The sequence below is a fragment of the Streptomyces sp. NPDC002889 genome (genome assembly GCF_042888425.1).
Classification (GTDB): Bacteria; Actinomycetota; Actinomycetes; order Streptomycetales; family Streptomycetaceae; genus Streptomyces.
The window spans coordinates 89,019-112,888 of record NZ_JBIAPT010000026.1; the positions used below are offsets into that span (position 1 = coordinate 89,019).

Annotated in this window: 24 protein-coding genes and 1 pseudogene; 10 read left to right on the forward strand and 15 right to left on the reverse strand. The window is 69.3% G+C overall.

The annotated features are described in order from the left end of the window. Positions 1–9 precede the first annotated feature (9 nt). The 3 genes and pseudogenes from ACFYWI_RS31250 to ACFYWI_RS31260 all read right to left on the reverse strand — a co-directional run. The gene (locus ACFYWI_RS31250; RefSeq protein ID WP_389238978.1) at positions 10–1,260 is read right to left on the reverse strand and encodes a hypothetical protein; all 1,251 of its coding nucleotides are present in this window, start codon (positions 1,258–1,260) and stop codon (positions 10–12) included. A gap of 97 nt (positions 1,261–1,357) precedes the next feature. Then, positions 1,358–1,873: a SigE family RNA polymerase sigma factor gene (locus ACFYWI_RS31255; protein WP_389238980.1), complete on the reverse strand. Its 516-nt coding sequence runs from the start codon at positions 1,871–1,873 to the stop codon at positions 1,358–1,360. Between the two features lie 97 nt (positions 1,874–1,970). Continuing rightward, positions 1,971–2,199, reverse strand: a pseudogene (locus tag ACFYWI_RS31260) (hypothetical protein); the annotation flags it as partial. Between the two features lie 189 nt (positions 2,200–2,388). Between ACFYWI_RS31260 and ACFYWI_RS31265 the strand changes: the two are divergent. Together ACFYWI_RS31265 and ACFYWI_RS31270 are read left to right on the forward strand one after the other, a co-directional pair. After that, positions 2,389–3,402 carry an NADP-dependent oxidoreductase gene (locus tag ACFYWI_RS31265; RefSeq protein ID WP_389238982.1) on the forward strand — a complete coding sequence of 338 codons (1,014 nt, stop codon included), beginning with the start codon at positions 2,389–2,391 and terminating at the stop codon, positions 3,400–3,402. Between the two features lie 14 nt (positions 3,403–3,416). Continuing rightward, positions 3,417–4,196 (forward strand): SDR family NAD(P)-dependent oxidoreductase, encoded by a 780-nt coding sequence (locus ACFYWI_RS31270; RefSeq protein ID WP_389238984.1) that lies wholly within the window; start codon positions 3,417–3,419, stop codon positions 4,194–4,196. 142 nt (positions 4,197–4,338) lie between these two features. Here the strand turns inward: ACFYWI_RS31270 and ACFYWI_RS31275 are convergent, their stop codons facing one another. Together ACFYWI_RS31275 and ACFYWI_RS31280 are read right to left on the reverse strand one after the other, a co-directional pair. Continuing rightward, positions 4,339–5,184, reverse strand: coding sequence for an SDR family oxidoreductase (locus tag ACFYWI_RS31275; protein ID WP_389238986.1), 846 nt, complete (start codon positions 5,182–5,184; stop codon positions 4,339–4,341). A 143-nt stretch (positions 5,185–5,327) separates the two neighbouring features. Next, a complete protein-coding gene (locus tag ACFYWI_RS31280; RefSeq protein WP_389238988.1) occupies positions 5,328–6,308 on the reverse strand; it encodes a helix-turn-helix transcriptional regulator in 981 nt (326 codons plus the stop codon). A gap of 62 nt (positions 6,309–6,370) precedes the next feature. Here ACFYWI_RS31280 and ACFYWI_RS31285 point away from each other — a divergent pair, with 62 nt between their 5' ends. Then, positions 6,371–6,979 carry a TIGR03086 family metal-binding protein gene (locus ACFYWI_RS31285; protein WP_389238990.1) on the forward strand — a complete coding sequence of 203 codons (609 nt, stop codon included), beginning with the start codon at positions 6,371–6,373 and terminating at the stop codon, positions 6,977–6,979. A 59-nt stretch (positions 6,980–7,038) separates the two neighbouring features. Here the strand turns inward: ACFYWI_RS31285 and ACFYWI_RS31290 are convergent, their stop codons facing one another. From ACFYWI_RS31290 to ACFYWI_RS31310, 5 genes are all read right to left on the reverse strand, one after another. Continuing rightward, on the reverse strand, positions 7,039–8,559 hold the full coding sequence (locus tag ACFYWI_RS31290; protein WP_389238992.1) for an FAD-binding oxidoreductase: 1,521 nt from the start codon (positions 8,557–8,559) through the stop codon (positions 7,039–7,041). Positions 8,560–8,759: 200 nt separating this feature from the next. Next, positions 8,760–10,460, reverse strand: a complete 1,701-nt coding sequence (locus ACFYWI_RS31295; RefSeq protein ID WP_389238994.1) for an NAD(P)/FAD-dependent oxidoreductase — start codon at positions 10,458–10,460, stop codon at positions 8,760–8,762. A gap of 60 nt (positions 10,461–10,520) precedes the next feature. Continuing rightward, positions 10,521–12,005, reverse strand: coding sequence for an FAD-dependent monooxygenase (locus ACFYWI_RS31300; RefSeq protein ID WP_389238997.1), 1,485 nt, complete (start codon positions 12,003–12,005; stop codon positions 10,521–10,523). A 175-nt stretch (positions 12,006–12,180) separates the two neighbouring features. Next, entirely contained in the window at positions 12,181–12,582 is a 402-nt protein-coding gene (locus ACFYWI_RS31305) for a pyridoxamine 5'-phosphate oxidase family protein (RefSeq protein WP_389238999.1), read from the reverse strand. A 15-nt stretch (positions 12,583–12,597) separates the two neighbouring features. Then, on the reverse strand, positions 12,598–14,097 hold the full coding sequence (locus tag ACFYWI_RS31310; protein ID WP_389239001.1) for an MFS transporter: 1,500 nt from the start codon (positions 14,095–14,097) through the stop codon (positions 12,598–12,600). 163 nt (positions 14,098–14,260) lie between these two features. On the opposite strand from ACFYWI_RS31310, the gene ACFYWI_RS31315 reads away from it, so the two are divergent. Further along, entirely contained in the window at positions 14,261–14,680 is a 420-nt protein-coding gene (locus ACFYWI_RS31315) for a winged helix-turn-helix transcriptional regulator (RefSeq protein ID WP_389239003.1), read from the forward strand. Between the two features lie 17 nt (positions 14,681–14,697). Here the strand turns inward: ACFYWI_RS31315 and ACFYWI_RS31320 are convergent, their stop codons facing one another. From ACFYWI_RS31320 to ACFYWI_RS31330, 3 genes are read right to left on the reverse strand one after another with little or no spacing between them, the layout of a single operon-like run. Then, entirely contained in the window at positions 14,698–15,255 is a 558-nt protein-coding gene (locus ACFYWI_RS31320; protein WP_389239005.1) for a flavin reductase family protein, read from the reverse strand. Between the two features lie 13 nt (positions 15,256–15,268). After that, positions 15,269–16,567 carry a cation:proton antiporter gene (locus tag ACFYWI_RS31325; protein ID WP_389239007.1) on the reverse strand — a complete coding sequence of 433 codons (1,299 nt, stop codon included), beginning with the start codon at positions 16,565–16,567 and terminating at the stop codon, positions 15,269–15,271. Continuing rightward, the gene (locus ACFYWI_RS31330) at positions 16,564–17,007 is read right to left on the reverse strand and encodes a nuclear transport factor 2 family protein (RefSeq protein WP_389239009.1); all 444 of its coding nucleotides are present in this window, start codon (positions 17,005–17,007) and stop codon (positions 16,564–16,566) included. Before ACFYWI_RS31330 ends, ACFYWI_RS31325 begins: the two co-directional genes overlap by 4 nt. Positions 17,008–17,202: 195 nt before the next feature. Between ACFYWI_RS31330 and ACFYWI_RS31335 the strand changes: the two genes are divergently transcribed. Continuing rightward, on the forward strand, positions 17,203–17,898 hold the full coding sequence (locus tag ACFYWI_RS31335) for an antibiotic biosynthesis monooxygenase (protein ID WP_389239011.1): 696 nt from the start codon (positions 17,203–17,205) through the stop codon (positions 17,896–17,898). A 65-nt stretch (positions 17,899–17,963) separates the two neighbouring features. Continuing rightward, the gene (locus tag ACFYWI_RS31340; RefSeq protein ID WP_389239014.1) at positions 17,964–18,629 is read left to right on the forward strand and encodes a response regulator transcription factor; all 666 of its coding nucleotides are present in this window, start codon (positions 17,964–17,966) and stop codon (positions 18,627–18,629) included. Positions 18,630–18,640: 11 nt separating this feature from the next. Here the strand turns inward: ACFYWI_RS31340 and ACFYWI_RS31345 are convergent, their stop codons facing one another. Next, positions 18,641–19,288, reverse strand: coding sequence for a ScbR family autoregulator-binding transcription factor (locus ACFYWI_RS31345; RefSeq protein WP_389239016.1), 648 nt, complete (start codon positions 19,286–19,288; stop codon positions 18,641–18,643). A gap of 120 nt (positions 19,289–19,408) precedes the next feature. Here ACFYWI_RS31345 and ACFYWI_RS31350 point away from each other — a divergent pair, with 120 nt between their 5' ends. Together ACFYWI_RS31350 and ACFYWI_RS31355 are read left to right on the forward strand one after the other, a co-directional pair. Continuing rightward, complete coding sequence (locus ACFYWI_RS31350; RefSeq protein ID WP_389239019.1) at positions 19,409–20,425, forward strand: ScbA/BarX family gamma-butyrolactone biosynthesis protein; 1,017 nt, start codon at positions 19,409–19,411, stop codon at positions 20,423–20,425. Further along, positions 20,422–21,354, forward strand: a complete 933-nt coding sequence (locus tag ACFYWI_RS31355) for an NAD-dependent epimerase/dehydratase family protein (RefSeq protein WP_389239021.1) — start codon at positions 20,422–20,424, stop codon at positions 21,352–21,354. Before ACFYWI_RS31350 ends, ACFYWI_RS31355 begins: the two co-directional genes overlap by 4 nt. Positions 21,355–21,407: 53 nt before the next feature. Here ACFYWI_RS31355 and ACFYWI_RS31360 read toward each other — a convergent pair whose 3' ends face one another. Next, positions 21,408–22,109 (reverse strand): ScbR family autoregulator-binding transcription factor, encoded by a 702-nt coding sequence (locus ACFYWI_RS31360; protein ID WP_389239023.1) that lies wholly within the window; start codon positions 22,107–22,109, stop codon positions 21,408–21,410. Positions 22,110–22,665: 556 nt separating this feature from the next. On the opposite strand from ACFYWI_RS31360, the gene ACFYWI_RS31365 reads away from it, so the two are divergent. Both ACFYWI_RS31365 and ACFYWI_RS31370 read left to right on the forward strand, forming a co-directional pair. Further along, the gene (locus tag ACFYWI_RS31365) at positions 22,666–23,394 is read left to right on the forward strand and encodes a response regulator transcription factor (protein WP_389239025.1); all 729 of its coding nucleotides are present in this window, start codon (positions 22,666–22,668) and stop codon (positions 23,392–23,394) included. 395 nt (positions 23,395–23,789) lie between these two features. Beyond that, on the forward strand, positions 23,790–23,870 hold an 81-nt coding region (locus tag ACFYWI_RS31370; protein ID WP_389239036.1), incomplete at its 3' end, for a biotin carboxylase N-terminal domain-containing protein.

Here is a 23,870-nt window from a genome sequence, read left to right on the forward strand (position 1 = left end):
CCTTGTGCCCTACTTCAGGTTCAGCCACTTCTCGTCGAGCGCGATGTCCCTGAGCTGTTTCATGGTCAGTACGGGCTCGGGCCGGCTGGCGTCCTGGCCCTGGGCAGGCGCGTTGAACGCCATGATCACCACGCGGAAGCCGTCCGGGCGCAGGGTGTCCACGGTCCAGCCGACCGTGCCCTCGCCGCCCTTCTGATCGGGGTCGGCCTCCTGCCTCTGGATCACCTTGGTGCCGTCCGGAAGGGTGGTGAATCCCTTGGCGAAGACATCCTTGACGATGTCCCCCATGCCGGGCTGGACGTTGACCCCGACGAATCCCTTGCCCTTGCCGTCGTCGGCCACCACGAAGCCGTAGCCCGACCGGCCGCCCTTGTCGGTGACCTTCACACCCTCGGGGAGCATCGAGGCGAGGGTCTTGTGCACGGCGTCGCTGCTGATCGCGCCGGGATCGGGGATCTCCTTCGTCGGGGCACCCGCCTCCTGGAGGAACCTCTCGAGGAGTGGTTGCCATGTCGCGCCCGTGACCAGGGACTTCATGTGAGCCGCGGAGAGCGGCGGGTCGGTCCGGGTGACGGCGGCGCCCTTCTGGGCGGGAGCGTTGTACTCGCTCGCGTCGATCAGCACACCGGCCTTGGTGATCAGCGTGGCCCGCCAGTTCTTGGTGTCCTCGCGCCGGTCGGGGTACTCGTACCCCTGGAACAGCATGTACTTCGAACCGTCGGCCAGCGTTTCGGCCTTGCAGGATTCGTGCTGCACCTGCGCCTGCGAGGGACAGGTGATGTAGCCCTTGGCGCTCTCGCCGTCCGGGTCGACGGTGTTCAGGCTCACCGAGATCGCCGCCGCACCCTTGCCGTCGTCGAACACGACGGACGCGTACGGCATCGAGCCGCGCCCCGTCGAGCTGCCACGGCCCCCCTCATCGAGGACTTCGCCCTTCGGCAGCAGTCCCTTGAGTGTCGTGATCATCTCCCGCGCGGTGACCTTGCCGTCGGTGGCCTCGATGACCAGCTCGGGAATTTCGGCCCGGGAGGCGACCGATTTCCCCGAGTCGTCCGCGCCGAACACGCCGCTGGTGTACGCGCCTGCCGCACCCACCACCGTCAGCGCCAGCACGCTGCCGGTCACAGCCGCTGCCCTGCGCCGGGCGAGACGGCGGCGGCCGAGCTTCAGCCCGCCGTCCACCAGCGCGGGCCGGTCCGCGGGCCGGAGCGTGTCACCGGTGCGACGCAGTGCATCGCCGAGCTCGTCTTCGAAAGGCATGGGGAACCACGCTCCCTGATCAAGAAACGGACGTATCACGAGTTTTCGGGGCCCCGCCGGGCTGTACACGGCCTGCGGGCGTGGCTGGGCGCGTGCCTCAGCGGTCGGCGAACTCCACGAGAGTCCCGCCGAGTTGGTCGCGGAGTTTCGCCAGCGCCCGCACCGATCTGGTGCGTACGGCGGCCGGGCTGACGTTCATCGCCTCGGCCGTCTCCTCGATACTGCGGTCCTCCCAGTACCGCAGCACCACCACCGCCCGGTCCTTGGGCGCGAGCTGCCCCAGCGCGCCGAGCAGCGCGATACGCAACTCGGGGTCGTCGCCGGGTCCGGACGGCAGAGCGGTGTCGGGCAGTTCGCCGACAGGGCGTTCCGAGGCGGAACGCCGACGCTTGTGGGTGAGAAAGACACGGACGAGAACGGTCTGGGCATAGCCCGCCGGGTTGCCGATCCGGTGGACCCGCCCCCACAGCACATACATCCGGCCCAGCGTCTCCTGCACCAGATCCTCGGCGAGGTGAGTGTCCCCGCTGGTGAGGAGGCAGGCGGAGCGGTACAGATGCGCGGCCCGGCCGGCCGCGAACTCCCTGAACTGCTCCCCGCGGGACACTCTCATCCCCGTTTCCACTCTCCCCGTCGTGTGTCGGCGACCCCTGCACCTCATTGACGCGACGACGCGGACGAAATGTTTCAGGCGTATCCGCGGATCCCGTTCAACCTCCGACGTACTCCCTCGGATGGCGCGCCGTGAGGGTGTCTGCCCGCGCCACCAGATCCGCGGGCGTCCCGGTGAGGAACACCCGGCCACCGTCGTGGCCGGTCCCGGGACAGAACACCTAAGTCCACGAGCCAGTCGGCGTGTGCAATCACGGCCTGGTGGTGCTCGATGACGATCACCGTGTTCCCGACGTCGACGAGCCGGTCGAGCAGTGCCGGCAGCTGGACGGTAGCCGAGCCCTCTGACAGCGGGCCCCGCGCTCCCGGGCCGTACCCCGGCGCCCCTCCTGCCGTCGGTGTGATGCGCGCCACTCGCGGTCGCGGGTGGGACCCCTTGCACCCCCGTTCGACGAGCGCCTAACCTCACGAGTCACGTACCTACCAGTCGGTATGCATAGTCAAGGAGTCGCGGGGATGAGCCGCATCAACCGTCAAATGCGCCTGGCCGCACGTCCCGTGGGGCAGCCCCGGTCCACCGACTGGGAGTACGTCGAGGAGCCGGTCGGAGAGCCGGCCGACGGTGAGCTGCTGGTGCAGGTGCTCTACCTGTCGATCGACCCGGCCATGCGCGGCTGGATGAACGCGGGCAAGTCGTACATCCGGCCGGTCGACATCGGCGAGGTGATGCGCGCCGGCGCGGTGGGCAGGGTCATCGCCTCCCGCCACCCCGGCTTCGCGGTGGGGGACCATGTGTCCGGCTCGTTCGGTGTCCAGGAGTACTGCGTCTCGGACGGCCGCGGCGTCACGAAGGTCGACCCGTCGCTGGCGCCGCTGCCCGTGCATCTCGGCACTCTCGGTATGTCGGGCATGACGGCCTACTTCGGCCTGCTCGACATCGGAGCGCCGAAGCCGGGGCAGACCGTCGTGGTCTCCGGAGCGGCGGGCGCGGTCGGCAACGTGGTCGGCCAGGTCGCCAAGATCCTCGGCTGCCGGGTCATCGGCATCGCCGGCGGAGAGCGCAAGTGCCGTTCGGTGGTCGAGGAGTTCGGGTTCGACGCCGCGATCGACTACCAGACCGAGGATGTGCGCAAGGCCCTGCGCGAGCACGCCCCGGAGGGTGTGGACGTCTACTTCGACAACGTCGGCGGCGACATCCTGGACGCGGTGCTGACCAGGCTGGCGCGCGGCGCCCGGATCGTCATCTGCGGCGCGATCTCCCAGTACAACAACACCGAGCCGGTCAAGGGACCGAGCAACTACATGTCGTTGCTGGTCAATCGGGCCTCCATGACGGGAATGGTGGTCTTCGACTACGCCGACCGGTATGCCGAGGCCGTCACGGAACTGGCCGGCTGGCGGGCGGCGGGGAAGCTGCGATCGGTGGAGGACGTGGTGTCCGGCGGAGTCGCGGCGTTCCCCGAGACCCTGCTGCGACTGTTCCGCGGCGAGAACCTCGGAAAGCTCGTGCTCCAGGTCGCGGACGAGTAGGGCGGACGGCAGCCATGGAGCTCAACAACGCGGGTGTGGTCGTCACCGGGGCCGGGTCCGGCATCGGTGCGGCACTGGCCCGCCGGTTCGCCGCCGAGGGTGCCCGGCTCGTGGTCAACGACCTGGACGCCGCGGCGGCCGCGCGGGTGGCCGCCGAGGTCGGCGGGCTCGCCGTGCCGGGCGACGCCGGTGCGGAGGAGAGCGTGGCCGCCCTGGTGGCTGCGGCGCGCGCCCACCTCGGCGAGATCGACCTGTTCTGCGCGAACGCGGGCATCGAGCCCGGCGGCGGGGAGGACACCCCGGAGCAGGTGTGGGAGCAGGTCTGGCAGGTGAACGTCATGGGTCACGTGCGCGCGGCCCGTCACCTGATCGGGCCCTGGCTGGAACGGGGACGCGGCCACTTCCTGGCCACGGTCTCCGCGGCAGGCCTGCTCACGCACCTCGAATCGGCGTCGTACTCGGTCTCGAAGCACGGTGCGCTGGCCTTCGCCGAGTGGCTCTCGGCGACCCACGGCGACAAGGGCGTGACCGTCCAGGTCCTGTGCCCGCTCGGCGTTCGCACCGAGATGTACGAGAAGACCGACGCGGCAGCCAAGGCGGTGCTCGCCGGCACGGTCCTCGAACCCGAGCAGGTCGCCGACGAGGTCATGGAGGGGCTCGCGGACGGGCGGTTCCTCATCCTGCCCCACCCGGAGGTACGGGACCACTACGCCTTCCGGGCGACCGACACCGACCGGTGGCTGCGCGGGATGAGGCGCCTGCGCCGACGCATCGACGAGGCCGCCGGCGGCTGAGCCGGACTCTCGGCACCGCAGGCCGGCGCCGAGTGCCTGGGCCGGCGGCGGCGCGCGACGCCGGCGCCCCGCCGGAACCGCGGGGGAATGCCCTTGCCCCCTACGCCGGCCGTAGGGGGCAAGGGCATGTGGGGCCGCGGTGTTACGCGAAGGCCGCTGCGTTGCGGGCCGCCCACTCCGCGAAGGTGTGGGGGGCGCGGCCCAGGATCCGCTCGACGTCGGGGCTCACCCGCTGCTCGGCGGGAGTCGGCTCGCCCAGGATGTCGAGGGTGCCGTCCACGACGGGCTCGGGCATGAACTGCAGCATGTGGGTCCTGGCGTCGTCACGGTTCAGTTCGACGAAGAGCACCTCCGCGTCCAGTGCGTCGCCGATCGCCTTGGCCTGCCCGCGCGGGGAGACCGCTTCCGGGCCCGTGAGCTCGTACGTCCGGCCGGCGTGGCCGTCCTCGCGCAGGGTGACGGCCGCCACCTCGGCGATGTCGGCGGGGTCGATGACCGGCAGGGCGACGTCGCCGAACGGCGCGACGACCGTGCGGGTGCCGCGGACCGTCTCGGCATAGGCGTACGCGTTGGTGGCGAAACCGCCCGGGCGCAGGATCGTCCAGTCCAGGCCCGACTCCTTCACCGCTTCCTCGAAGGCGTGCAGACGAGCGTGCGAGACGGCTCCGGGGCGCGTCCCGGTGGCCTGGGAGGAGAGCAGGACCACGCGGCGGACGCCGCCGGCCTTCGCCACATCGAGGAGGTTGGAAGGGCTCTCGCCACCCATGAGGAGTTCACCCGCGAGAAGGATGAACAGCGCGTCGGCTCCCTCGAGTACGGGGCGCAGGTTCTCGGAGTCGGCCAGGTCGGCCTGCGCGTACCGCACGCCCTGCGGTGCTTCGCCCTCTGCGGGGTGGCGCGAGACGGCTGTGACCTGCTCGCCCGCCGCGGTCAGTGCCTGTACGAGCGGCCGGCCGATGTTCCCGGTCGCTCCAGTGACGACGATCATGATTTCTCCCGTAAGTGGTGGTGAGCAGACATCGTGGTAACTCCCGCCGCTGAGCACGGCGTTGTCCATGGCGGGGCGCCGTTCCTTCCCCGGGTTCCGCGAACGTAGCATCTTTTTCATAGTAGGTACCTAGAGGAAAGTGGCTATCCCGAGAGCGATACTCCTTCCAACGGCTTGTCCGACGGCCGGTAGAGGGCGGCGAGTTCGGCCGCCAGGCGCGCGAGATGCTTGCGTGCCTCGGGAGGTTCGAGGATCTCGATCCTCGAACCGAGGCCCGCCAGCTGGGATGCCAGTACGTCCATCGACGGTCCGTCGGCCTCCAGCTCCACCCAGCCGTCGGGCCGCTCCCTGCCGACCCGCAGCCGCCCCCCGAGCAGCCGCTGCAGAACCGGCAGCACCGCCCGGTCGGCGCGGGCCTTCACGGTCGCGGCGAGCATGCGCTCCTCCAGCCGGGCCGCGAGGGAGCGCCAGGCCGTGGCGAGGTCGAAGCCGTCGGGCCGCTCGACCCTCTCGCCGGTCGGCTCGGCGGAGGTGACCCGGCTGAGCCTGAAGGCCCGCAGGCCGTGCCCCGTACCGGCGACGAGGTACCACGACCCGGCCTTGGACGCGAGGCCGAGCGGGTGCACGACGCGCTGCGACGCCGGTTTGCCGGGACGCGCGTAACCGAGGCGGACCTGTGTTCCGTCGAGGATCGACCGCTCCAGCGTTTCGCGGTGCCCGGTGCCGCCCGCGACGGCCGTGCGCGACCAGTCCAGGCCGTCGACGACGAGCGCGCGGGACGCGGCCTCCGCGTCCGGGCGCATCGGCTCGGGAACGGCCCGCACCAGTTTGCGCAGCGCCGAACGGAGCTCGGGGGTCGAGGACATCGGTCCCGCGGCGAGGAAGAGCGCCCTGATCTCGTGTGCGTTGAGTCCGGTGAGGTCGGTCCTGGCACCGCCCACCAGAGCCCAGCCACCGCCCCGCCCGCGCTGCGAGTAGACGGGGACTCCGGCGGTCGAGAGTGCTTCCAGGTCGCGGCGCGCCGTGCGCTCGGACACTTCGAGTTCCGCGGCCACTTCCGTCGCGGTCACCCTTCCTCGCACTTGCAGGAAGAGCAGGGTTGCCACCAAGCGGTCAGCTCTCATGTCTGATCATTCTTTTCGGAAACAGGACGGAGGGTGACCTGTTTGGTCCGGAGGATGGGGACATGACCGAAACCATGCGCAGTGCCGGTACTCCCGATTCCCAGGCCGATCCCCGTACCGGACTCATGAAGGCCCTCGAGCTGGCCGGGCGGACGATCGCCGCCGTAGGGCCCGAGCAGTACGACGGGGCCACGCCCTGTCCCGACTACACCGTGCGGGACCTCTGCAACCACCTGGTGTCCGTGGCGCGCAGGGTCGCCGTGATCGGCGCCGGGGGCGAGTTCTTCAGCGTTCCGCACTTCGCCGAGGACGTCGCCGACGGCGCGTGGCCGGCCGCATGGGAGGCCGGCGCTCGTGACATCGGCGCCGTCTGGTCGGACCCCGCCGTGCTGGGCCGGCAGGTCGGCCTGCCCTGGGGCGCGGTGCCGGGCGCGGCCGCCGCCGTGATCTACACCAATGAGTTCGTCCTGCACACCTGGGACCTGGCCAAGGCCACCGGCCAGCGGCCCCAGTGGGACCCGGCGGTCCTGGCGGCGCCGCTCGCGAACATGCGACGCGCCGTCCCGGCGGAGCCCCGTGGCGGGCAGGTGCCCTTCGGTCCCGTCGTGGAGGTTCCCGAGGACGCGCCGGACATCGACAAGCTCGTCGGGTGGTACGGCCGCCGGCCCTGACGAGGCACGGTGAGGAGGCCGCCGGAGCACCATCCCGGCGGCCCCTCGCGCGTACCCGGTCAGCCGGCCGCTCCGATGCCCTGGGCGAACCTGAAGAACCGGTTCGGGTCGTACTTGGACTTGATCGACGCCAGCCGCGAGTAGTTCTCCGCGTAGTACGAGGACTTCCAGTCCGGCAGAGCCGCGTCCATCCAGTTCTGGTACGTCTCGCCGTTCGACAGCGGGTCGATCGCGGCGAAGCCGTTGTCCACCCAGTACGTCGCGACGGCCCGGGCCTCGGCCGTGTCGGCCGCCCGGTCGTTGATGTGGACCCGGTAGTTGACGGAGAACAGCGCGTCGCGGTGCACATAGGCCGTGTCGGTGCGGGCCGGGTCGTTGGCCGCGCCGCCGAACATGTGCAGGTCCAGGTAGCGCGCCTGGCCGGCCCTGCGGTCGGCGTCGAACGCCGACATCACGTCCGCCCAGCCACTTCCGGCGAGGGGCCGGCTCCCCAGGCGGGTGCGCTCCAGGCCGAACTCGGGCCGGGTGAGCACGCCGGCGGGGGTCTTCTCGGACCGTCGGCACTGGTCCTCGGTCAGGTTGCCACAGCCGAAGACCATCATTTCCAGCGCCCGGTACGTCATGACGGCGTCCTGCCGGTTCAGCGCGGCACCGGCCAGTGACAGCAACCGGGCCGTCTCGGTGCCCAGTTCGGCCGGGGTGCCGCGCGAGGCCAGCATGACGTTGACCGCCGGCACGGAGCCCGGCGCCGCGTCCGGCTGGACGACATAGGCGCCGCCCCCGATGGTGCGCGGCGCGTCCACCAGCCACCGCGCGACACCGTCGAGGACGTCGACCGTGCGGTCGTACGGGAAGACCAGGTTGGAGATGGCCATCTGGTCGCCGGCGTGCGGAGTGACCGTGAACCTCGTGACGATGCCGAAGTTGCCGCCACCGCCGCCGCGTATCGCCCAGAACAGGTCGGCGTTGCGGCTGGGGGAGGCGGTGACGATCCGGCCGTCGGCCAGGACCACCTCGGCCGAGGTCACCGCGTCACAGGCCATGCCGAGCGGGCGGGTCAGGAAGCCGAAGCCGCCGCCCTGCAGGAAGCCGCCGGCCGCGACCGTGGGGCAGCCGCCCTCGCTGACCACCAGGCCGTGCGGGGCGAGCTTGTTGAGGATGTCGACGTTCTGGGCGCCGGGGCCGATGTGCACGGTGTCCGGGCCGGCGATCGTCACGGCGGAAAGCCGTGAGACGTCGATGATCAGACCGGGAGTCGTCGAGTAACCGCCGTAGCTGTGGCCGCCGCTGCGCGCGGCGACGGGCAGGCAGTTGTCCTGGGCGAAGCGCACGGCGACCGACACGTCGTTCGCACTCACACAGTAGGCAACAGCCTTGGGGTTGATGGCGTCGAACTGGGCCAGTTCGAGCTGCCGGGCGACGTTGTAGCTCGCGTCGCCCGGCCGGACGAGTTGCCCGGTGAGGTTCCGGTCGAGCTGGTCCCACGGGATACGGGTGCCCGCGGCGACGGGGTTGGACGGCAGCACGGTGAGGCCGACGGCGGCGGTGGTGGCGCCGAGGAGTGCTCTACGACTGATCACACGGTGTCCCAGGGTCGAATCGGTTGAGGACGAGGAGCGGCAGATGGAGTGCCATGGCTCCGGCGCGCACCGGCCCGTCCGCCCGGATGGGCGGCGCGAGCACGGTGGCGCCGGGGTCGACGAAGATGCGGATGTGCGTGTGTGCTGATGTGGGGATGCGCGTACGTGCGGACGTGAGGATGCCGGTGCGGCTCTCCGTGTCAGGAGACCTTCTTGCCGCGCAGGCCCTGCTTGACGACGCCGGTGATCATGGCCCGGCCGAGGTCGCGCATCTCCGTGGGAGCCTGGGTGTTCGCCCACCACATGAACTTCATCATCGTGGGGGTGGTGGCCCAGAAGTAGCGGTGGTCCTCCCCGTCCTTCCAGCCGAAGGGCGTGTTGACGGACTCGCAGTCGCGGATGGCCTGGAACACGATGTCGGCCGCCTTGTCGCCGTCGATCTCCCCGGCCTCGTACCGCTCACAGCTCTCGGCGGTGACGTCGAGCAGGTGCTTGAAGGCATGGCTGTCGGGCCACCACAGACCGGGGTAGGGGGAGTTCTCCATCTCCTTGAAGTGCCGGTCGTCGCCGTCCAGGGCGAAGTCCTGGCGGGCCCGGAGCAGGCGCATCGTGGCGGGGGTGGTGAAGCACGCCCAGACCCGGAACACCGCGTTCCAGAGCCGGAAGTGGGAGAACGCGATGTACGAGCTGTTCACGATCTTGTCGTTGTACTCGAGCAGGCCCTGCTCCAGCTCCTCGACGTACGCGAAACGCTCCACCCGGAAATCGTCCTCGCGCAGCGCGTCCAGGACCCGATGGGCGAGCGCGTCGACCACCTCGAAGGTGTTGGACAGGCCGCGAGAGTACAGCGGGTCGATGAAGCCGGCGGCGTGCGACATCAGGCACCAGCGGTCGCCGACGGTGCGCTTGGAGGAGTACTGCAGCCGGTCGGTGGACACCCACTCGCGCACCCGCTTGGCGCCGTCGAACTGCCTCTTCACGGCCGGGTACATGTCCAGGTAGTGGTTGAACTCCTCGTCGGGAGTCATGTCCTTGGGCTTGGGGTACAGACGCTCGTCGAAGGTGAGGCCGACGCTGCACACCGGGTTCTTGGAGTCCTTGTAGTTGTCGAACGGGATGATCCAGAACCAGCCGCGCTCGATCAGGTGGTGCAGCGTTCCGCCGTGGAAGGGCGCGTTGGCCGGCGGGCGCAGGTTGTCGGGGTAGTTGCACACGTCGTCGTACGGCTTGATGCCGACGTAGTGCGTGAACAGGGACCGGGCGTGGTGCTTGTGCCGGGGCGGGTTCTCCCGCAGGTCGAACTTCTGGGCGAGCGGTGAGCGGAATCCGCTGGCGTCGATGAGGTACTTGGCGCGGAACACCTCGCCGTTCTGGCCCGTGACGGTGACCCCGTCGTCGTCGAAGTCGAGGTCGGTGGCGCGCCAGTTCTGGCGGATGGTGCAGCCGTACTTGGCCGCCACGTTCAGGTAGTACGAGTCGGTGTCCTGGCGGTAGAGGTGGGTGGCCTCGGTGAGCATCTTGGGGATGACGAACATCGTCGCCTCGCGCGGGTTCGGCTCGCGGTTCTTGCGGTGCGAGACGAAGCCGAAGCTCTGCTTCCTGCCGTGGTGCGGGCCTATGTGCTCGGTGACGGCCTTGATGTCCAGGAGGTGCTTGATCTCCGGGACGTCGTACCGTACGGCGAGAATGTGCAGCCACTCCACGAGCTGCGGGTTCTGCGACTCACCGACCGCGAACCGCGGGTGCTGCCCCGCGTCGATGAGCGCGACGCTCGCCCCTTGCCGCGCCAGGATCGCGCCGGTGATCGAGCCCGCGAGGCCCGAACCCAGGATCGCGACGTCGCACTCGATCCACTTGCCGGCCATGGGGGCCTCTTTGTCTGCCTCAGCCTTGGTGGTCAAGACCGCACTCCTCTTCTCGGTACTGGGTTCTCGGGTCGGGGTTCTCGGTGGGGCGGGTGCTCAGCTCTCGGCGCGGGGCGCGCCGAACCAGCGGGTGAGGGCGTCGGCGAGGCCGCCGTCGGAGCCGTCGACACCGATCCAGGCGATGTAGCCGTCGGGGCGCACCAGGAGGCTCGCGGCCGGGGCCCCGGGGTCGGGCCGGGTGGCCGTGACGGTGTCGACGCGGTCGGACCAGCCGGCGGCGGTGCCGCGCAGCGCGGCGTTGTCGTGCAGGTCGAGCAGCAGGGCGTGGCCCTGGTGCAGCAGTTCGTACGTGGTCGTCTTCTGGCCGTCGACGATCAGTTCCTGGTCGGGGAGCCGGCGGCCGAGCAGGGGGTGCCCGCCGGCGCCGGTCCCCGCGTCGTAGGTGATGTCGAGGCCGGTGACCATGCCGGCGAGGTGCCGCTGGACCGACTCGAGCGTGATCAGTTCGGCGAACACGTCGCGCAGCGGCTGCATTTCGGGGCCGCCGAGGTAAAGGGAGCGCTGCACCAGGGTGTTGGCGACGATCCGGGCGCCTACGGGGTGCCGCTCGCTGTGGTAGGTGTCGAGGAGGCCGGCCGGGGCGTGGCCCTTGAACTCGGCGGCGAGCTTCCACCCGAGGTTCACCACGTCCCCGACCCCGGCGCTGATGCCCTGGGCGCCGATGGGGAGGTGGATGTGCGCGGCGTCGCCGGCCAGGAAGACCCGGCCCCGGCGGTACTCGGCAGCCTGGCGGCTGGCATCGGTGAAGTAGCTGGTCCACAGCGGGGTGGCGCCGTGGATGTCCTCGCCGGTCACGCGTTGGAAGGCGGCGGCCACCTCCTGGAAGGTGGGCGGCTCCTGGGTCTTCCTGACCCCGGCGTCGCGCTCGAAGACGACGACACGGGTGGCCTGCGGACCGAGCGGGAGGACCACGACCATGCCGGCTTCGCCGACTTCGCCGGTCGGGCGGATGCGCACCTGGACGCCGGCCACGTCGGCCATCTTCATCTCGATGGTCGCGTCGACCCCGGGGAAGTCGATGCCGGCCAGGCGGCGGACCGTGCTGCGGGCGCCGTCGCAGCCCACGACGTAGGCGGCGCGCAGGCGCTGGGTGCCGTCGGGAGTGGCGAGTTCCACCTCGACCCGGTCGTCGGCGCCGGTGTCGAGACCGACGAGCTCATGTCCGCGGCGGATGTCGGCGCCGAGGCCGACCGCCCATTTGGCGAGAATGGCCTCGGTGAGTGACTGCGGCACACCGCGGACGCCGAAGTTTCCGCCTTCGACAATGCGGTAGTCGACGGGAAGGCCACCGAAATGGCCCATGGGTATGGTTTCGAGTTCACCGAATTGCTCGAGCAGTCCGCGCTGGCCGAACTCCTCGATCGTACGGGCCGAGAATCCCAGGGCCCGTGACTGCTGCATGGGCTCGGCAAGGCGGTCGGCCACGATGACCGAAAGGCCGGCCAGACGCAGTTCGCCCGCGAGCATGAGACCCGAAGGACCCGCTCCCGCAACAATCACATCGGCATCGAATTTCGTCATCTTCCCTCTCCCGGCTGGTGTTTTCTCCAGTATTCCGAGGGCGGTGGCCCAGATGAACGGCCGTCGCTTCAGGGTTCTGACAAGTTCGTCAAATCCCCTACAGCTACTACAGACATGAGTGAGGGTGCCGGGAGAGGACTCCCGGCACCCTCGTCGGACGGTCGGTGTCCACCGTTCAGTACAGGCCCATCAGCCGGTCGACCGCGATCTCGATCACCACGAGTCCCGGCGGATCGGGCGGCGAGGCCCAGTAGCGCTTGGCATAGTGGCGCGCGCCCTCGGCCACCCGCAGCGGGTCGTCGGACACCGTGGCGGTGCCCTCAAGAGTGACCCAGCGGGGGCCGGCCACCTGGCAAACCGCGACGCGGCTGCCGGGGCCGGACAGGAGGTTGCGGGTCTTGCGCCGCGAGAGTGCCGTCATGACACGGGCGAGCCCGGCGTCGGCGTCCCAGGTGAACCGTACGGGCGCCACATGGGGCGAGCCGTCGGGGCGGATGGTGGTCAGCGTGCACAGATGGTTCTCCATGAGGAAGGCCTCGGCCGAGGCCGGCAGCCTCAGGGGCTGGTGAGTCGGCATGGGCTCGCCCGTCTCTTACGCGGCGTGCCGCGGGGCGTCGTCGGCCTGCGTCCTGACGAAGGGCAACAGCACCAGCGTGACGGCGAACGCGGCCACGGCGAAGCCTGCTCCCACGAGGAAAGCCTCGTGGAAGACGGATGCGCGCGCCGCGCGCTCCAGCTCCGGGTCGCCGGCCGCCTTCGCCGCCAGCTCCGGGATCCTGCGGAAGGCGATGGTCGCGGCGACGGCCAGTCCGAGCGCTCCGCCGACCTCCTGGCTGGTGTTGATGAGTCCGGCGGCCAGGCCCGACTCGCGTTCCTCGGTCCCGGTGAACGCGGAGACCTGCAGCGGCACGAAGGAGAGGCCGAGGCCGAGGCCGGTGATGATGAACGCGGGCAGGATGTCGATGGCGTAACTGCCGTGGGCGGGCAGCCGCCACAGCAGGAGCATGCCGGTCGTGGTGAGCACGAGCCCGGTCAGGAGCACCGGCTTGGGGGCGACCTTGGTGACCACCTGGGAGGCGATGCCCGCGCCGACCGCGGTGACCACGGCGAGGGGCACGTAGGCCAGGCCGGTCCTGACCGGCGAGTACTCCAGGACCTGCTGCATGAAGAGGCTGGCGAAGAAGAACAGCGTGACCACGGTGCCGAGCAGCAGTACGGCGATGATGTTCGCCGAACGCAGGACCGGGCGGCGGAAGATGCTGAGTGGGATCAGCGGGGACTTGGCACGCCGCTCGATCAGCAGGAAGGCGATGATCAGCGCGGCGGCCAGGGCGAAGCCGCCGTAGATCCGTACCGCCGGCACGTCCGAGTCGTCCACGGTCTGGCCGAGGGTGAAGATCAGCAGGACGAGGCCGGCGGTGAGGGTCACGGCACCCGTGATGTCGAAGGACGTGCGGCGCTCGGCCGACTTGCTCTCGGGGACGATGAACGGCGCGAGGATCGCACCGCCGATTCCGATCGGCACATTGATGAAGAAGATCCAGCGCCAGCCGGGCCCGTCGGTGAGCAGGCCGCCCAGAGTGACTCCGGCGACCGCGGCGATACCGCTGAGTGCGCCCCAGACTCCGAGTGCCTTGTTGCGCTCGGCGCCCTCGGCGAAGGTGTTCGTCAGAAGGCTGAGGGCGGCGGTGGCGATGAACGCGGCACCGAGGCCCTGCGCGCCACGGGCGACGATCAGCATGAGCGAATCCTGGGCGAGGCCCGCGAGGAGCGAGGCCAGGGCGAACACGACCAGGCCGGTCTGCAGCATGCGGCGGCGGCCGAAGGTGTCGGCGAGCCGCCCGGTGAGCAGCAGGAATCCACCGAGCAGCATTCCGTACGTCGTGACGACGTACTGCAGCTGGCTCTCGGAGATGTGCAGCTCGGACTCGATGGTCGGCAGTGCGACGTTCACGATCGACACATCGAGGAAGGTCATGAATCCGGCGAGGCTGAGGAACGCCAGAATGAGCCCGGGGCGGCGGGCACCCGAGGAGCCCGGTGACGCGGATGCGGTCGTGGAGGGAGTGTGCACGGATTCTGGGATCGACATAGCGCTTCCTCGTGGTGAATGAGACGGAAGGGAATTCCGGAGCGGTGCGCGCGGGGAGGTGGCGAGTGCCGTGAACGGAACCGTTATTGCGTCGACTCCAGGAAGCTAGCATCCTGGGTAAAGTAGGTACCTAGAGGAAAGCGACTTCCCCGGAGGGGTCCTTATGGGCGACAACGGCAGCATGGGCACGGCGACAGCAACGGCGGCGCCCGATTCGCTGCAGGCCTGCCCGATCGGTCCGGTGGTCGACATCGTCTTCAGCCGCTGGACGACACCGATCCTGTGGACGCTCAACGAGTACGGCACACAGCGTTTTGTCCAGGTGCAGCGCCGCATCGGCACGATCACGCCGAAGGTGCTGACGCAGCGGCTGCGGCAGATGGAGCGGGACGGCCTGGTCGTGCGCACGTACTACCCCGAGGTTCCGCCCAGGGTGGAGTACGAGATCAGCGAGCTCGGCCGCAGCCTGGCGCCGCTGTTCGCGACGCTCGCGGACTGGTCCTCCGCCCATCTGAACCAAGTCCAGCAGGCACGGCAGCAGTTCGACGAGGCGGAGGAGCGGACCCCGAGCCGCCGGTCCTGAGCGGCTGCCGGGGAACGTCAACGGCGTGGTGCGCCGGTGAGTCGTTCCTCCAGGGCACGCATCGAGCCCCGGTAGAAGATCAGCGGGTCCGCGTCCTGGCCCGGCGCCCCGAGTCCGACCACCTCGCCGAGCACGATGGAGTGGTCCCCGCCGTCGTACTCCTCGGTCAGCCGGCAGGACAGAAAGGCCAGGGCCTCGCTGAGGACGGGCGGCCCCTGGGGGGAGCGGTGGTGCGGGACGTCCTCGATGTTCGCCGACTCGCGGCCCGCGAACGCCCAGGCCAGTGGCTCCTGTTGGCGGGTCAGGAAGTTCACGGTGAAACCGCCGGACTCCAGCAGGACGGGGCGCAGCCGGGACTGGCGGTGCAGGCAGAACAGCACCATCGGCGGCTCCAGCGAGACCGAGGTGAAGGAGTTGACCGTGGTCGCGGCGTAGCTGCCGGGTCCGCCGGTGGTGATGACCGTGACGCCGGTGGCGAAGGTTCCGCACACCTGGCGCAGTGCCTTGCCGTCGACCGGCTGCTGTTGCTGACGCGGGTGCGCCGGGTTCTGGGCGGATGGCTGTACGGGAATCACGTGAGCCCTCTCGTCAGGTCCGCGGGCCGATGAAGTCCGCGACGGGTTCTTGGGGCGGCGTGGCCAGGGCCTCGCGCCGGGACAGCAGCGGCGCCGCCATCGCGGTCGTGACCAGGGCCATGATCACCAGCATGGTGAACATCCGCCCGTCGAGGACGCCGAGGCTGACGGCCGCGTTGAGGATGATGAGTTCGGTCAGTCCCCGGGTGTTCATGAGCAGCCCGAGGTCCTTGGACTCCCGCCAGGAGAGCCCGAAGAGCCGCGCCGGCACGATGGCGCCCAGCAGCTTGCCCGCACAGGCGACCGTGATGATCAGCGTCAGCATGAGGTAGTCGGTGCCGTTCAGTGCGCCGAGGTCCACGCCGAGCCCGGTGACGATGAAGAACACCGGCAGCAGCACCAGGCTCACGTTCTCGACCGGCTTGCGCAGATGCTGGGCGAGGACGCGCGCCGGCTCGCGCGGCATCACGAAGCCGAACAGGAAGGCGCCGAAGATGGCGTGGATGCCGATCCAGGACGTCAGCCACGCCGAGCCGAAGGCGCCGGCGCACAGCACCGCGAGCAGGGCGGACCAGCGCCCGGTGGCCGCCCAGCGCCACACCAGGCGGGAGATCAGCGGCCGGACCACGAGCAGCATCAGCGTGACATAGGCCAGACTGAGTGCCCCGATCAGCGCCAGGTCCATGTAGTCGCCGTCCGCGCTGACCAGCGCCGAGACATACGCGAGCAGGCACCAGGCCAGCACGTCGTCGATGGCCGCGCTGGCCAGCGCCAGGGTGCCGACCCGGGTGTCGAGGAGCTTGCTGTCGCTGAGGATGCGGGCCAGTACCGGGAACGCCGTCACCGACATCGCGGTACCCATGAAGACGGCGAAGGCGGTGAAGGAGATGTGCTGCCCGGCGACCGTGGCGTGGCGCGGATGGAGCACGGTCGCGAGGGCCACGCCGAGGCCGAAGGCGAGCACGATGGACGACAGCGAGACCCCGGCCGCCAGGCCGATGTGCGGCCGTATCAGTCGCTTCTCGAACTCCCAGCCCACCAGGAACATGAAGAGAACCAGGCCGACTTGGGAGACGGCCGAGAGCAACGGCCGTACATCGGCGGGAAAGATGACATGCGGCAGATCCCCCGGCAGTAGTCCGAGGGCGCTCGGGCCCAGCAGGATGCCCGCGGTGATCTCGCCGATGACGACCGGCTGGCGCAGCCTCTTCGCGACCCGGCCGAGCAGGACACCGGCCAGCAGGACGACACCGATGTCGAGCAGCATGATCGCGGTCCGCATCTCCTGCGGAGCCGCCGCGATGGCCGTCATCCGGACGCTCCCTGCCGGGGCGGGACGCCGGTCGTCCACACCACGCGGAAGGACAGCTCGCTCAGCCGCCATCCCCCGGGCGTGCGGCGGGCCTCGCCGGTCGTCAGGGTGCCGGCCACGAAGAGCTGCTCCTGCGCCGCATCGGGGTGGTGCACATGCGTGGAGACCAGATTGGCCCGCAGCCGTGCCCGGTCGCCGCCCGTGAGGTCGACGACCGCGGGCGAGTTGATGTGCTGCGTCCGCTCGAACGCCGCCAGGGCGTCGCGGTGGTACGCGGCAAGACCGTCGATGCCCTCGTGCGCGCTCATCGGGAAAACGATGCGGGCGTCCTCGGTGAACAGGCTCCGCGCCCATGCGTCATCGAGCTTGGTGTCGTCGAGGTCGATGAGATATCTGTCGAGCAGCGAGGCTACCTCGGAAGTTGGCTCCCTTGAGTTCATTACCCGAGCATGGCGTCAATTCCTATGGGTTCCCAAGGCCGTTTGTCACAGACTTGACGAAACTGCAGAAGATCTGACGACGCGCTCGAAGACCTGACGAACTTGCCAAAACCCTTGAACAGAACGCACTTTATCTCGCAAGGCGTTCTTGTGATGCTGTTCGGGAAACACCGGCCAATAGGAAGAGAAGAGAGAATGCCGAAGATTGCAGCCGACGGTGAGTACCTGACCGTTCTCAACCTGTTCGCGACCGATGCGCCCGAAAAGCAGGACAGTCTGCTCGGGGCGATGCGTGAGATCGTCGACTCCGCCGCCTACCCGGGCTGGATATCCAGCACGGTGCACGCCGGCCAGGAGAAGCCGGGTACGGCCAACTTCATCCAGTGGCGCAGCACCGAGGACCTCGAAGCCCGTTACGCGGGCGAGGAGTTCAAGCACCGCACGATGCCGCTGTTCACCGAGATCACCACTTCGATCCGGCTGCTGCAGAACGATGTGACGTTCACCCAGCAGAAGCCGGAGCTGGGCGGCGTCACCGAGATCTCGCCCGGCCGCGACGACTACACGGTCATCGAGATCTTCGGCGTGGCCCAGGAGAACCAGGACGACCTGGTCGACGCCCTCGGCCCGTCCCAGGACTGGCTGCTCGAGGTGCCGGGCTACCGCACCCACACGGTCCTGCGCGGGCTGCGGGCGCGTGGCCTCGACGGTTCGTTCGTCGTCACGTACGCGCAGTGGAACGACAAGGAGTCCTACGACGCCTTCCGTGCCGTGTCCGAGACCGAGCGGTCCGCCGCCCGGCAGAAGACCGACGCCCGTGTCGCCGCCCTGGCGACGTCCCACGACTGGAACACCTACCGCGTGGTCCACACCCGGTCGGCGGGCGAGTAGTCCCGGACGGTGATCTCGGGCGGGCCCGAACCCGGCTGAGATCACCGTCCCGGTGCGGAGTGAGAATGCGCGTTCTAGTAGTTGATTCCGATGACGAGGCCGCCGAGCTTCTTGCCGCCCGGCTGGCCAGAAGCGGGCATCAGGTCAGCCGTGCCCGTACGGGCCTGACGGCGCTGCACGCCTGGCGGCAGGCCGATCTGGTCCTCCTCGATCTGGGGCTCCCCGACCTGGACGGCGTGGAGGTCTGCGGCGAGATCCGCGCCAAGAGCAGTACCCCCGTCATCACCTTCACCGCCGGGGACACCGAACTCGACCGGGTGCTCAGCCTGCAGGCGGGCGCCGACGACTGCCTGGTCAAGCCCTACGGATTTCGTGAGCTCGCGGCGCGGATGGACGCGGTGATGCGCCGCGCCCACTCCCGTACGAGCGTCTCCACCGTCTCGCGCGGCGCGCTGCACATCGATCCGCGCAGCAGACAGGTCCGGGTGGGCGAGCGGATCATCGATGTGACCCGCAAGGAGTTCGACCTGCTCCATCTCCTCGCCTCGCTCCCGGAGACGGTCGTCTCCCGCAAGGACCTCATGTCGAAGGTCTGGGCGGACGAGTCGGCGGTGTCCACCCGCACCATCGACACACATGTGAGCACCCTGCGCAGCAAGCTCGGCGACGGCGACTGGATCGTCACCGTCCGCGGCGTCGGATACCGTCTCGGCGACGGTACGGAGAACTGAGCCGCCGGCGGTCAGCCGTGCTCCTGCGCCTCACGCAAGGCCAGCAGCCGCTCCGCCCGGTCCTCGGCGATGTCGAGCGTGGGCAGCAGGGCCGGCAGCGAGATGCTCGGCAGGACGTGGTGCAGCATCACCGCCACCCGGCGCTGCAAGTCCTTGCGTTCGCACAGGACCTGGGACATCTCCTGGATGCCCGTGAAGGCGCCCGCCAGCAACTCGGCGGTCTCCTCCGGGCTCACGTGCGGCAGCAGTTCACCCTGCGTCCTCGCCGCTTCGAGCAGGGTCCTGAGCCGCTCGATCCAGGAGCGGAACGGGGCGCTACGGTCGAGTCCCTCGCCCCACGGCTCCATCGCGAGCCCGACGCTGGCACGCACCAGAGGGTCGTGCCGCAGCTGGTGGGCGAGGAGCAATCCCTGGTCCACCAGCTCCTGCAGCTTCGTCAACTGCGGAGGCAGCGGCCCGAGGTCCATCTGGGCCTCCATCACACCGAGCGCCAACTCCTCCTTCGAGGCGAAGTGGAAGTAGAGAGCGCCCCTGGTCACTCCTGCCCGCGCGAGGATCTCGTTGATGGTGGTCGAACCGTATCCGCGTTCGTCGAAGACGGCCGCGGCCGCCAGCAGGATCGACTGCCGGGTCTGGATCGCACGGGCTTGCTGTGCCATAACTTCGCGCCTGCTTCTGTCAGATGTTGGTCAGGTCCGCACGGAAAAGAAAACCGGACTGCCAGTCTGTTGTCGAGGGGGGAGGGGCCCCCTGCAGGGACTGCCATGGGGGGTAATTCCGTGATTCAGGTTCAAGAGTCCATCCGGACCACAGGAGTCGGGACGCGCTCGCTCACCGCCGTGGGGGCGGCGCCGGAGAGCCGTCGAGGCGTCGTCTCCGGAGAACTGGTGCACCGGACCGACCGGGAGGACATCTTCCCCACCGGTTGGACGAGGCTGACGGACACGCGGTTTCTCGTATCCGTGCACTGGCCACGCGCCCACCGCTTCTTCTCCCCCGTCTCCGGCCGCCAGGACCCTCTGCTCGTCGCCGAGACCATACGGCAGGCGACCATGATGCTGGCGCACGCGGAATTCGGGGTTCCGGTCGGCGACCAGTTCGTGATGTGGGACCTGGCCTACACCACCGCGGTCCCCGGCTTCCTGGTGGGCGAGGCGTCCGGGGACATCACCCTGGACCTCACCTGCTCCCAGGTCAAGCGGCGTGGGCAGGGCCTCGGCGGCATGCACGTGGCAGCGCGCTTCCTGCGCCGCGGCACCGGCGCCCTCCTCGCGGCCAGCAGCGGGCGCATCAGCTGCACCTCCGCCCGGGTGTACCGCCGACTGCGCGGCGAGCAGCTGTCCGCGGCCGGCCGTCGGGTGCCGCTGATCGCCGGCATACCGCCGCGAGCGGCGGGCCGGACCGCGGAGCGCGATGTCGTACTGGCGCCCACCTGGCGGCGGCACGTCTGGCAGCTGCGGCTCGACACCGCTCATCCGACCCTGTTCGGCCGGCCGAACGACCATGTGCCGGGAATCCTGCTCGTGGAGGCGGCCCGGCAGGCCGCCAACGCCGTCGATCCCGAGCACGTCTTCTTCCCCACGTCGGTGGACATCGCCTTCCACCGGTATGCCGAACTCGACCGCGCCTGCTGGATAGGGGCCCGGATCCTGCCGTCGGACGACGAAGCGACGACCATGGTGCGCATAGAGGGAGTGCAGGACGACGAGCTCGTCTTCACGGGCACGCTCGGCCATGCCCATGCCCCTACCTGTGCCCGTGCCGCTGCCCACGTCCTTCAGGCAGTCCGGACGTGACACCGCGCCTCCTCGTCACGGGGGCGGGCGGCTTCATCGGAAGCCAGGTGGTGACCGCGGCGCGCACCGTGCCAGGAGTCCGGCTGCGCCTGCTCGCACGCCGGGTCGCCCCGCTCGGGGACGCGGTCGCGGATGAGCGGACCGAGTTCGTATACGGAGACCTGGCCGACCCCGCTTCGCTGCGCGGCAGTTGTGCGGGGGTGGACGCGGTGATCCACTGCGCGTCGCTGGTCGGCGGGGACGAGGAGGCCGCCCGGACCGTCAACGACCTGGGCACCCGGGCACTGGTCGAGGAGGCGGGCCGCAGCGGCGTCGGCCGGATCGTCTCGCTGAGTACGGCGGCCGTATACGGCCGGGGCCCGTTCACCGAACTGCTGCCGGACCGGGCACCGCTCGCCCCGGTGTCGGCCACCAGCCGGAGCCGGGCCGCGGCGGAACGCCATGTCCTGGACTCCGGCGGTGCGGTGCTGCGTCCGCATCTCGTATACGGAGAAGGGGACCGCTGGGTGGTGCCCGGTCTTGCCGGTCTGCTGCGGCAGCTGTCGGCGAGCGGGATCCGGAGTGGCGCCCGGCACTCCCTGATCGATGTGGCGACGCTGGGGCGTGCACTGCTCGCGGCCGCGCTCTCGCCCCACGAGCCGAAGGGCGTGTATCACGTCAACCACCCTGAGCCGGTGACCTGTTCGGAGCTGGTGTCGAGGGTGACCGGCGAGCTCGGACTGCCATGGGCGGGGCCGGGCATCGGCCTCGGTGCCGCTCGTGCCCGGTTGTCCACCTCGCCCGGCGCGCTGCACCATCTGGAGATGCTCGCCGTCGATCACTGGTTCGCCGACGACCGGCCCTGGTCGGACCTCGGCTGCGATCCCGGTGCCGGCTTCGCGGCCGAGTTCGGCCGGCATGCGCCGTGGTACAGGAAGCTTCTGAGCTGATCCGGCCGCTCCGGTTGCGCGGGGTGACCGCGACATGGTGAGCATCAGGCGCCTCAGAAACTGCCCGGCCAGCCCCAGGAGGCGCTTTGCGCCTCCTGGAGGCCCTGGGCGGAGACCGCCACGGCCTTGTCGACCACCGCGCGGTTACCGGCCGGCCTGAGCCCGCCGAGCACCTCCGGGACGGCAAGGCCGGGCAGGAACGCCTGCCAGAAACCGGTCAGGGCCAGTCCGATCCGCGAGTCGTCGCTGTCCTTGATCAGGATTCCTATCCCGGTGGTCGCCGCCATGATGGTGCAGCTCATGGCCACAGGCTCCACCTGCCTGGCGAGCACCTTCTCGCGGTCCGCCTGGGCCAGAAGCCGCTCGATGCAGGTGTGCCACTCCCGGCTGAAGCGCTTGTGGCCGTGGCGGCAGTTGTCGTTGTCGAGCTGGAAGCCGGCCCGTGTCACCACGTCCCGGCGCAGCAGGCCCGCGAACGCGTGCGAGATGTCGGTGAGGGCCTGAAGCGCGTGCACTCGCTCGTGGTACGCGATGTGAGCCGCCCGCTGCAGGGTGCGCGAGGCCGCGGACTCGACGGCATCGGCGACGGCGAGCTTGTTCTCGAAGTGGAAGTGCAGGGCTCCTGGGCTCACACCGGCGCCGGCGCTGATGTCGGCCAGCTTCGCCTGCGTGTATCCGCATCGGTCGAAGACCTCGGCCGCGGAGCGGAGCAGCGCCTGGCGGGTGCGGGTGGCCCGTTCCTGTTGTGCTGCCACTGGATTGTTCTCCTCGTCCCGTTTAAAACCGACCCTACAGTAGGTTCTTGATGCCGTGGAGGGGCCGTACTGAGGTTTCTTCGCGGATGCCCCGGGTGATTCCAGCCCCTCCCGAACGCGGGGTCGCCGCTGCTCGGAGGGCCTGGCCTGTCGCACGGAGGGGGCGGCGACCGAGGGCCGCCCAAGATGAAATGCCCGAAAACAAAACATCCATGACGGTCTGTCAGTTTCATGTCACCGCAGATTCACGGCGACACGCCGGGACGAACCTCTCGTTAACAAACCGCTGCCCAGGTTTAGCTTACCGAGGGGAGCGCAGCCTCGGCCTGCACCTGCAGCGATTACCTGCCGCCCGAGGGGCGATGGGGCCACGATCTGGCCGAATCGGCAACGCCATACGTCTCACCGAAGGTCAAACGTGGACATCAACTACCCCGTCACTGACCTGGCATGGCTTGGTTACACAGATTTTCTTTGACAAACCGATGAGTAGGTTTGTAGCGTCGCTCGAGATGGCCTGTACTGCGCATCGAGCTGGACCAGTAGGGGGAGACTGATGAGTCAGCGCTCGACGAACATGCTGGAGCCTCAAAGACTGTCCTTGCCCGTGCAGAGCACCGCCGCTGCCTGGCGGGTTCTCGTGGTCGAGAACAACACCGGTGACCTGGAAGCATTAGCCAACGGACTACGCCGGCACGGGCACGAGGTCGAGGGTGTCGGGACGGGAGGAGCGGCCCTCCAGGCCTGCGACGGACCCGACATCATTCTGCTCGACCTCGAACTGCCGGATCTGGACGGCCTGGAGGTCTGCCGGGGCATCCGGACGACATGCGATGTCCCCGTCATTGCCGTCACCTCATGGGGAACCGAACTGGACCGCGTACTCGGCCTTCAGGCCGGCGCGGACGACTATGTGGTCAAGCCCTACGGCTTCCGCGAACTCATGGCTCGTATGGACGCCGTCATGCGCCGCGTACGGCCGCAACCGCACACCGCCCAGGTGGTCTCGCACGGTCCGTTACGGATAGACGCCAGCTCGCGCGAGGTCATCCTCGCCGGCCGCGGCGTCGTCGAGGTCACACGCAAAGAGTTCGACCTGCTTTATCTTCTCGCCTCCCACCCGGACACCGTGATTCCGAGAAAGCGAATCATGCAGCAGGTCTGGGGTGATTCCTGGTCCCGGCGGACCGTCGACACACATGTCAGCAGCCTCCGTAACAAACTCGGAGGCAGCGACTGGATCATCACTGTGCGTGGTGTGGGATTCCGCTTCGGGCACGGCTGATACTTCTTCCTGTCTCCAATCGACCAGCGTGCACCGAACAAGGGGTGGGCTCCGTAAAACGGAGCCCACCCCTTTTTTCGTTCGAACACCGCCGGCCCTATTCCGTGGGAGCCGACGTCGGCTCATTCATGGCGGTGACCGGGACGCGGCCCCACGCCCGCCCGTCTGTGCCGGTCGCGGTCCCGACCCTTGTCCATCTCGGCGCCTGTCCCGGCTCTGACATTCACTTTGCCGTCGGCCCACAAATCCGCAGCCGCCCTGCAGAACCTGACCGAAGGCTGAATCCGTGTCCCTTGAAAGGGGAAACATGCCCGAACAATCATTGGATTAACGAATTCACTCGAAGTCCGAGCACGGGTGCACCACATTTCCGAGCCGGTCAGGAGGGAGCCATCGTGCGCAAGGTGCTCATCGCCAACCGTGGCGAAATCGCTGTCCGCGTTGCCCGTGCCTGCCGGGACGCCGGGATCTCGAGC

Excerpts from the sequence above, each read along its gene's own strand:
- ACFYWI_RS31255 (WP_389238980.1), bottom strand. The coding sequence starts at position 1,873 with ATGAGAGTGTCCCGCGGGGAGCAGTTCAGGGAGTTCGCGGCCGGCCGG.
- ACFYWI_RS31305 (WP_389238999.1), bottom strand. The coding sequence starts at position 12,582 with ATGCCGACTCACCAGCCCCTGAGGCTGCCGGCCTCGGCCGAGGCCTTC.
- ACFYWI_RS31270 (WP_389238984.1), top strand. The coding sequence starts at position 3,417 with ATGGAGCTCAACAACGCGGGTGTGGTCGTCACCGGGGCCGGGTCCGGC.
- ACFYWI_RS31280 (WP_389238988.1), bottom strand. The coding sequence starts at position 6,308 with ATGAGAGCTGACCGCTTGGTGGCAACCCTGCTCTTCCTGCAAGTGCGA.
- ACFYWI_RS31340 (WP_389239014.1), top strand. The coding sequence starts at position 17,964 with ATGCGCGTTCTAGTAGTTGATTCCGATGACGAGGCCGCCGAGCTTCTT.
- ACFYWI_RS31325 (WP_389239007.1), bottom strand. The coding sequence starts at position 16,567 with ATGACGGCCATCGCGGCGGCTCCGCAGGAGATGCGGACCGCGATCATG.
- ACFYWI_RS31345 (WP_389239016.1), bottom strand. The coding sequence starts at position 19,288 with ATGGCACAGCAAGCCCGTGCGATCCAGACCCGGCAGTCGATCCTGCTG.
- ACFYWI_RS31335 (WP_389239011.1), top strand. The coding sequence starts at position 17,203 with ATGCCGAAGATTGCAGCCGACGGTGAGTACCTGACCGTTCTCAACCTG.
- ACFYWI_RS31330 (WP_389239009.1), bottom strand. The coding sequence starts at position 17,007 with ATGAACTCAAGGGAGCCAACTTCCGAGGTAGCCTCGCTGCTCGACAGA.
- ACFYWI_RS31310 (WP_389239001.1), bottom strand. The coding sequence starts at position 14,097 with ATGTCGATCCCAGAATCCGTGCACACTCCCTCCACGACCGCATCCGCG.
- ACFYWI_RS31275 (WP_389238986.1), bottom strand. The coding sequence starts at position 5,184 with ATGATCGTCGTCACTGGAGCGACCGGGAACATCGGCCGGCCGCTCGTA.
- ACFYWI_RS31285 (WP_389238990.1), top strand. The coding sequence starts at position 6,371 with ATGACCGAAACCATGCGCAGTGCCGGTACTCCCGATTCCCAGGCCGAT.
- ACFYWI_RS31265 (WP_389238982.1), top strand. The coding sequence starts at position 2,389 with ATGAGCCGCATCAACCGTCAAATGCGCCTGGCCGCACGTCCCGTGGGG.
- ACFYWI_RS31250 (WP_389238978.1), bottom strand. The coding sequence starts at position 1,260 with ATGCCTTTCGAAGACGAGCTCGGCGATGCACTGCGTCGCACCGGTGAC.
- ACFYWI_RS31365 (WP_389239025.1), top strand. The coding sequence starts at position 22,666 with ATGAGTCAGCGCTCGACGAACATGCTGGAGCCTCAAAGACTGTCCTTG.
- ACFYWI_RS31300 (WP_389238997.1), bottom strand. The coding sequence starts at position 12,005 with ATGACGAAATTCGATGCCGATGTGATTGTTGCGGGAGCGGGTCCTTCG.
- ACFYWI_RS31315 (WP_389239003.1), top strand. The coding sequence starts at position 14,261 with ATGGGCGACAACGGCAGCATGGGCACGGCGACAGCAACGGCGGCGCCC.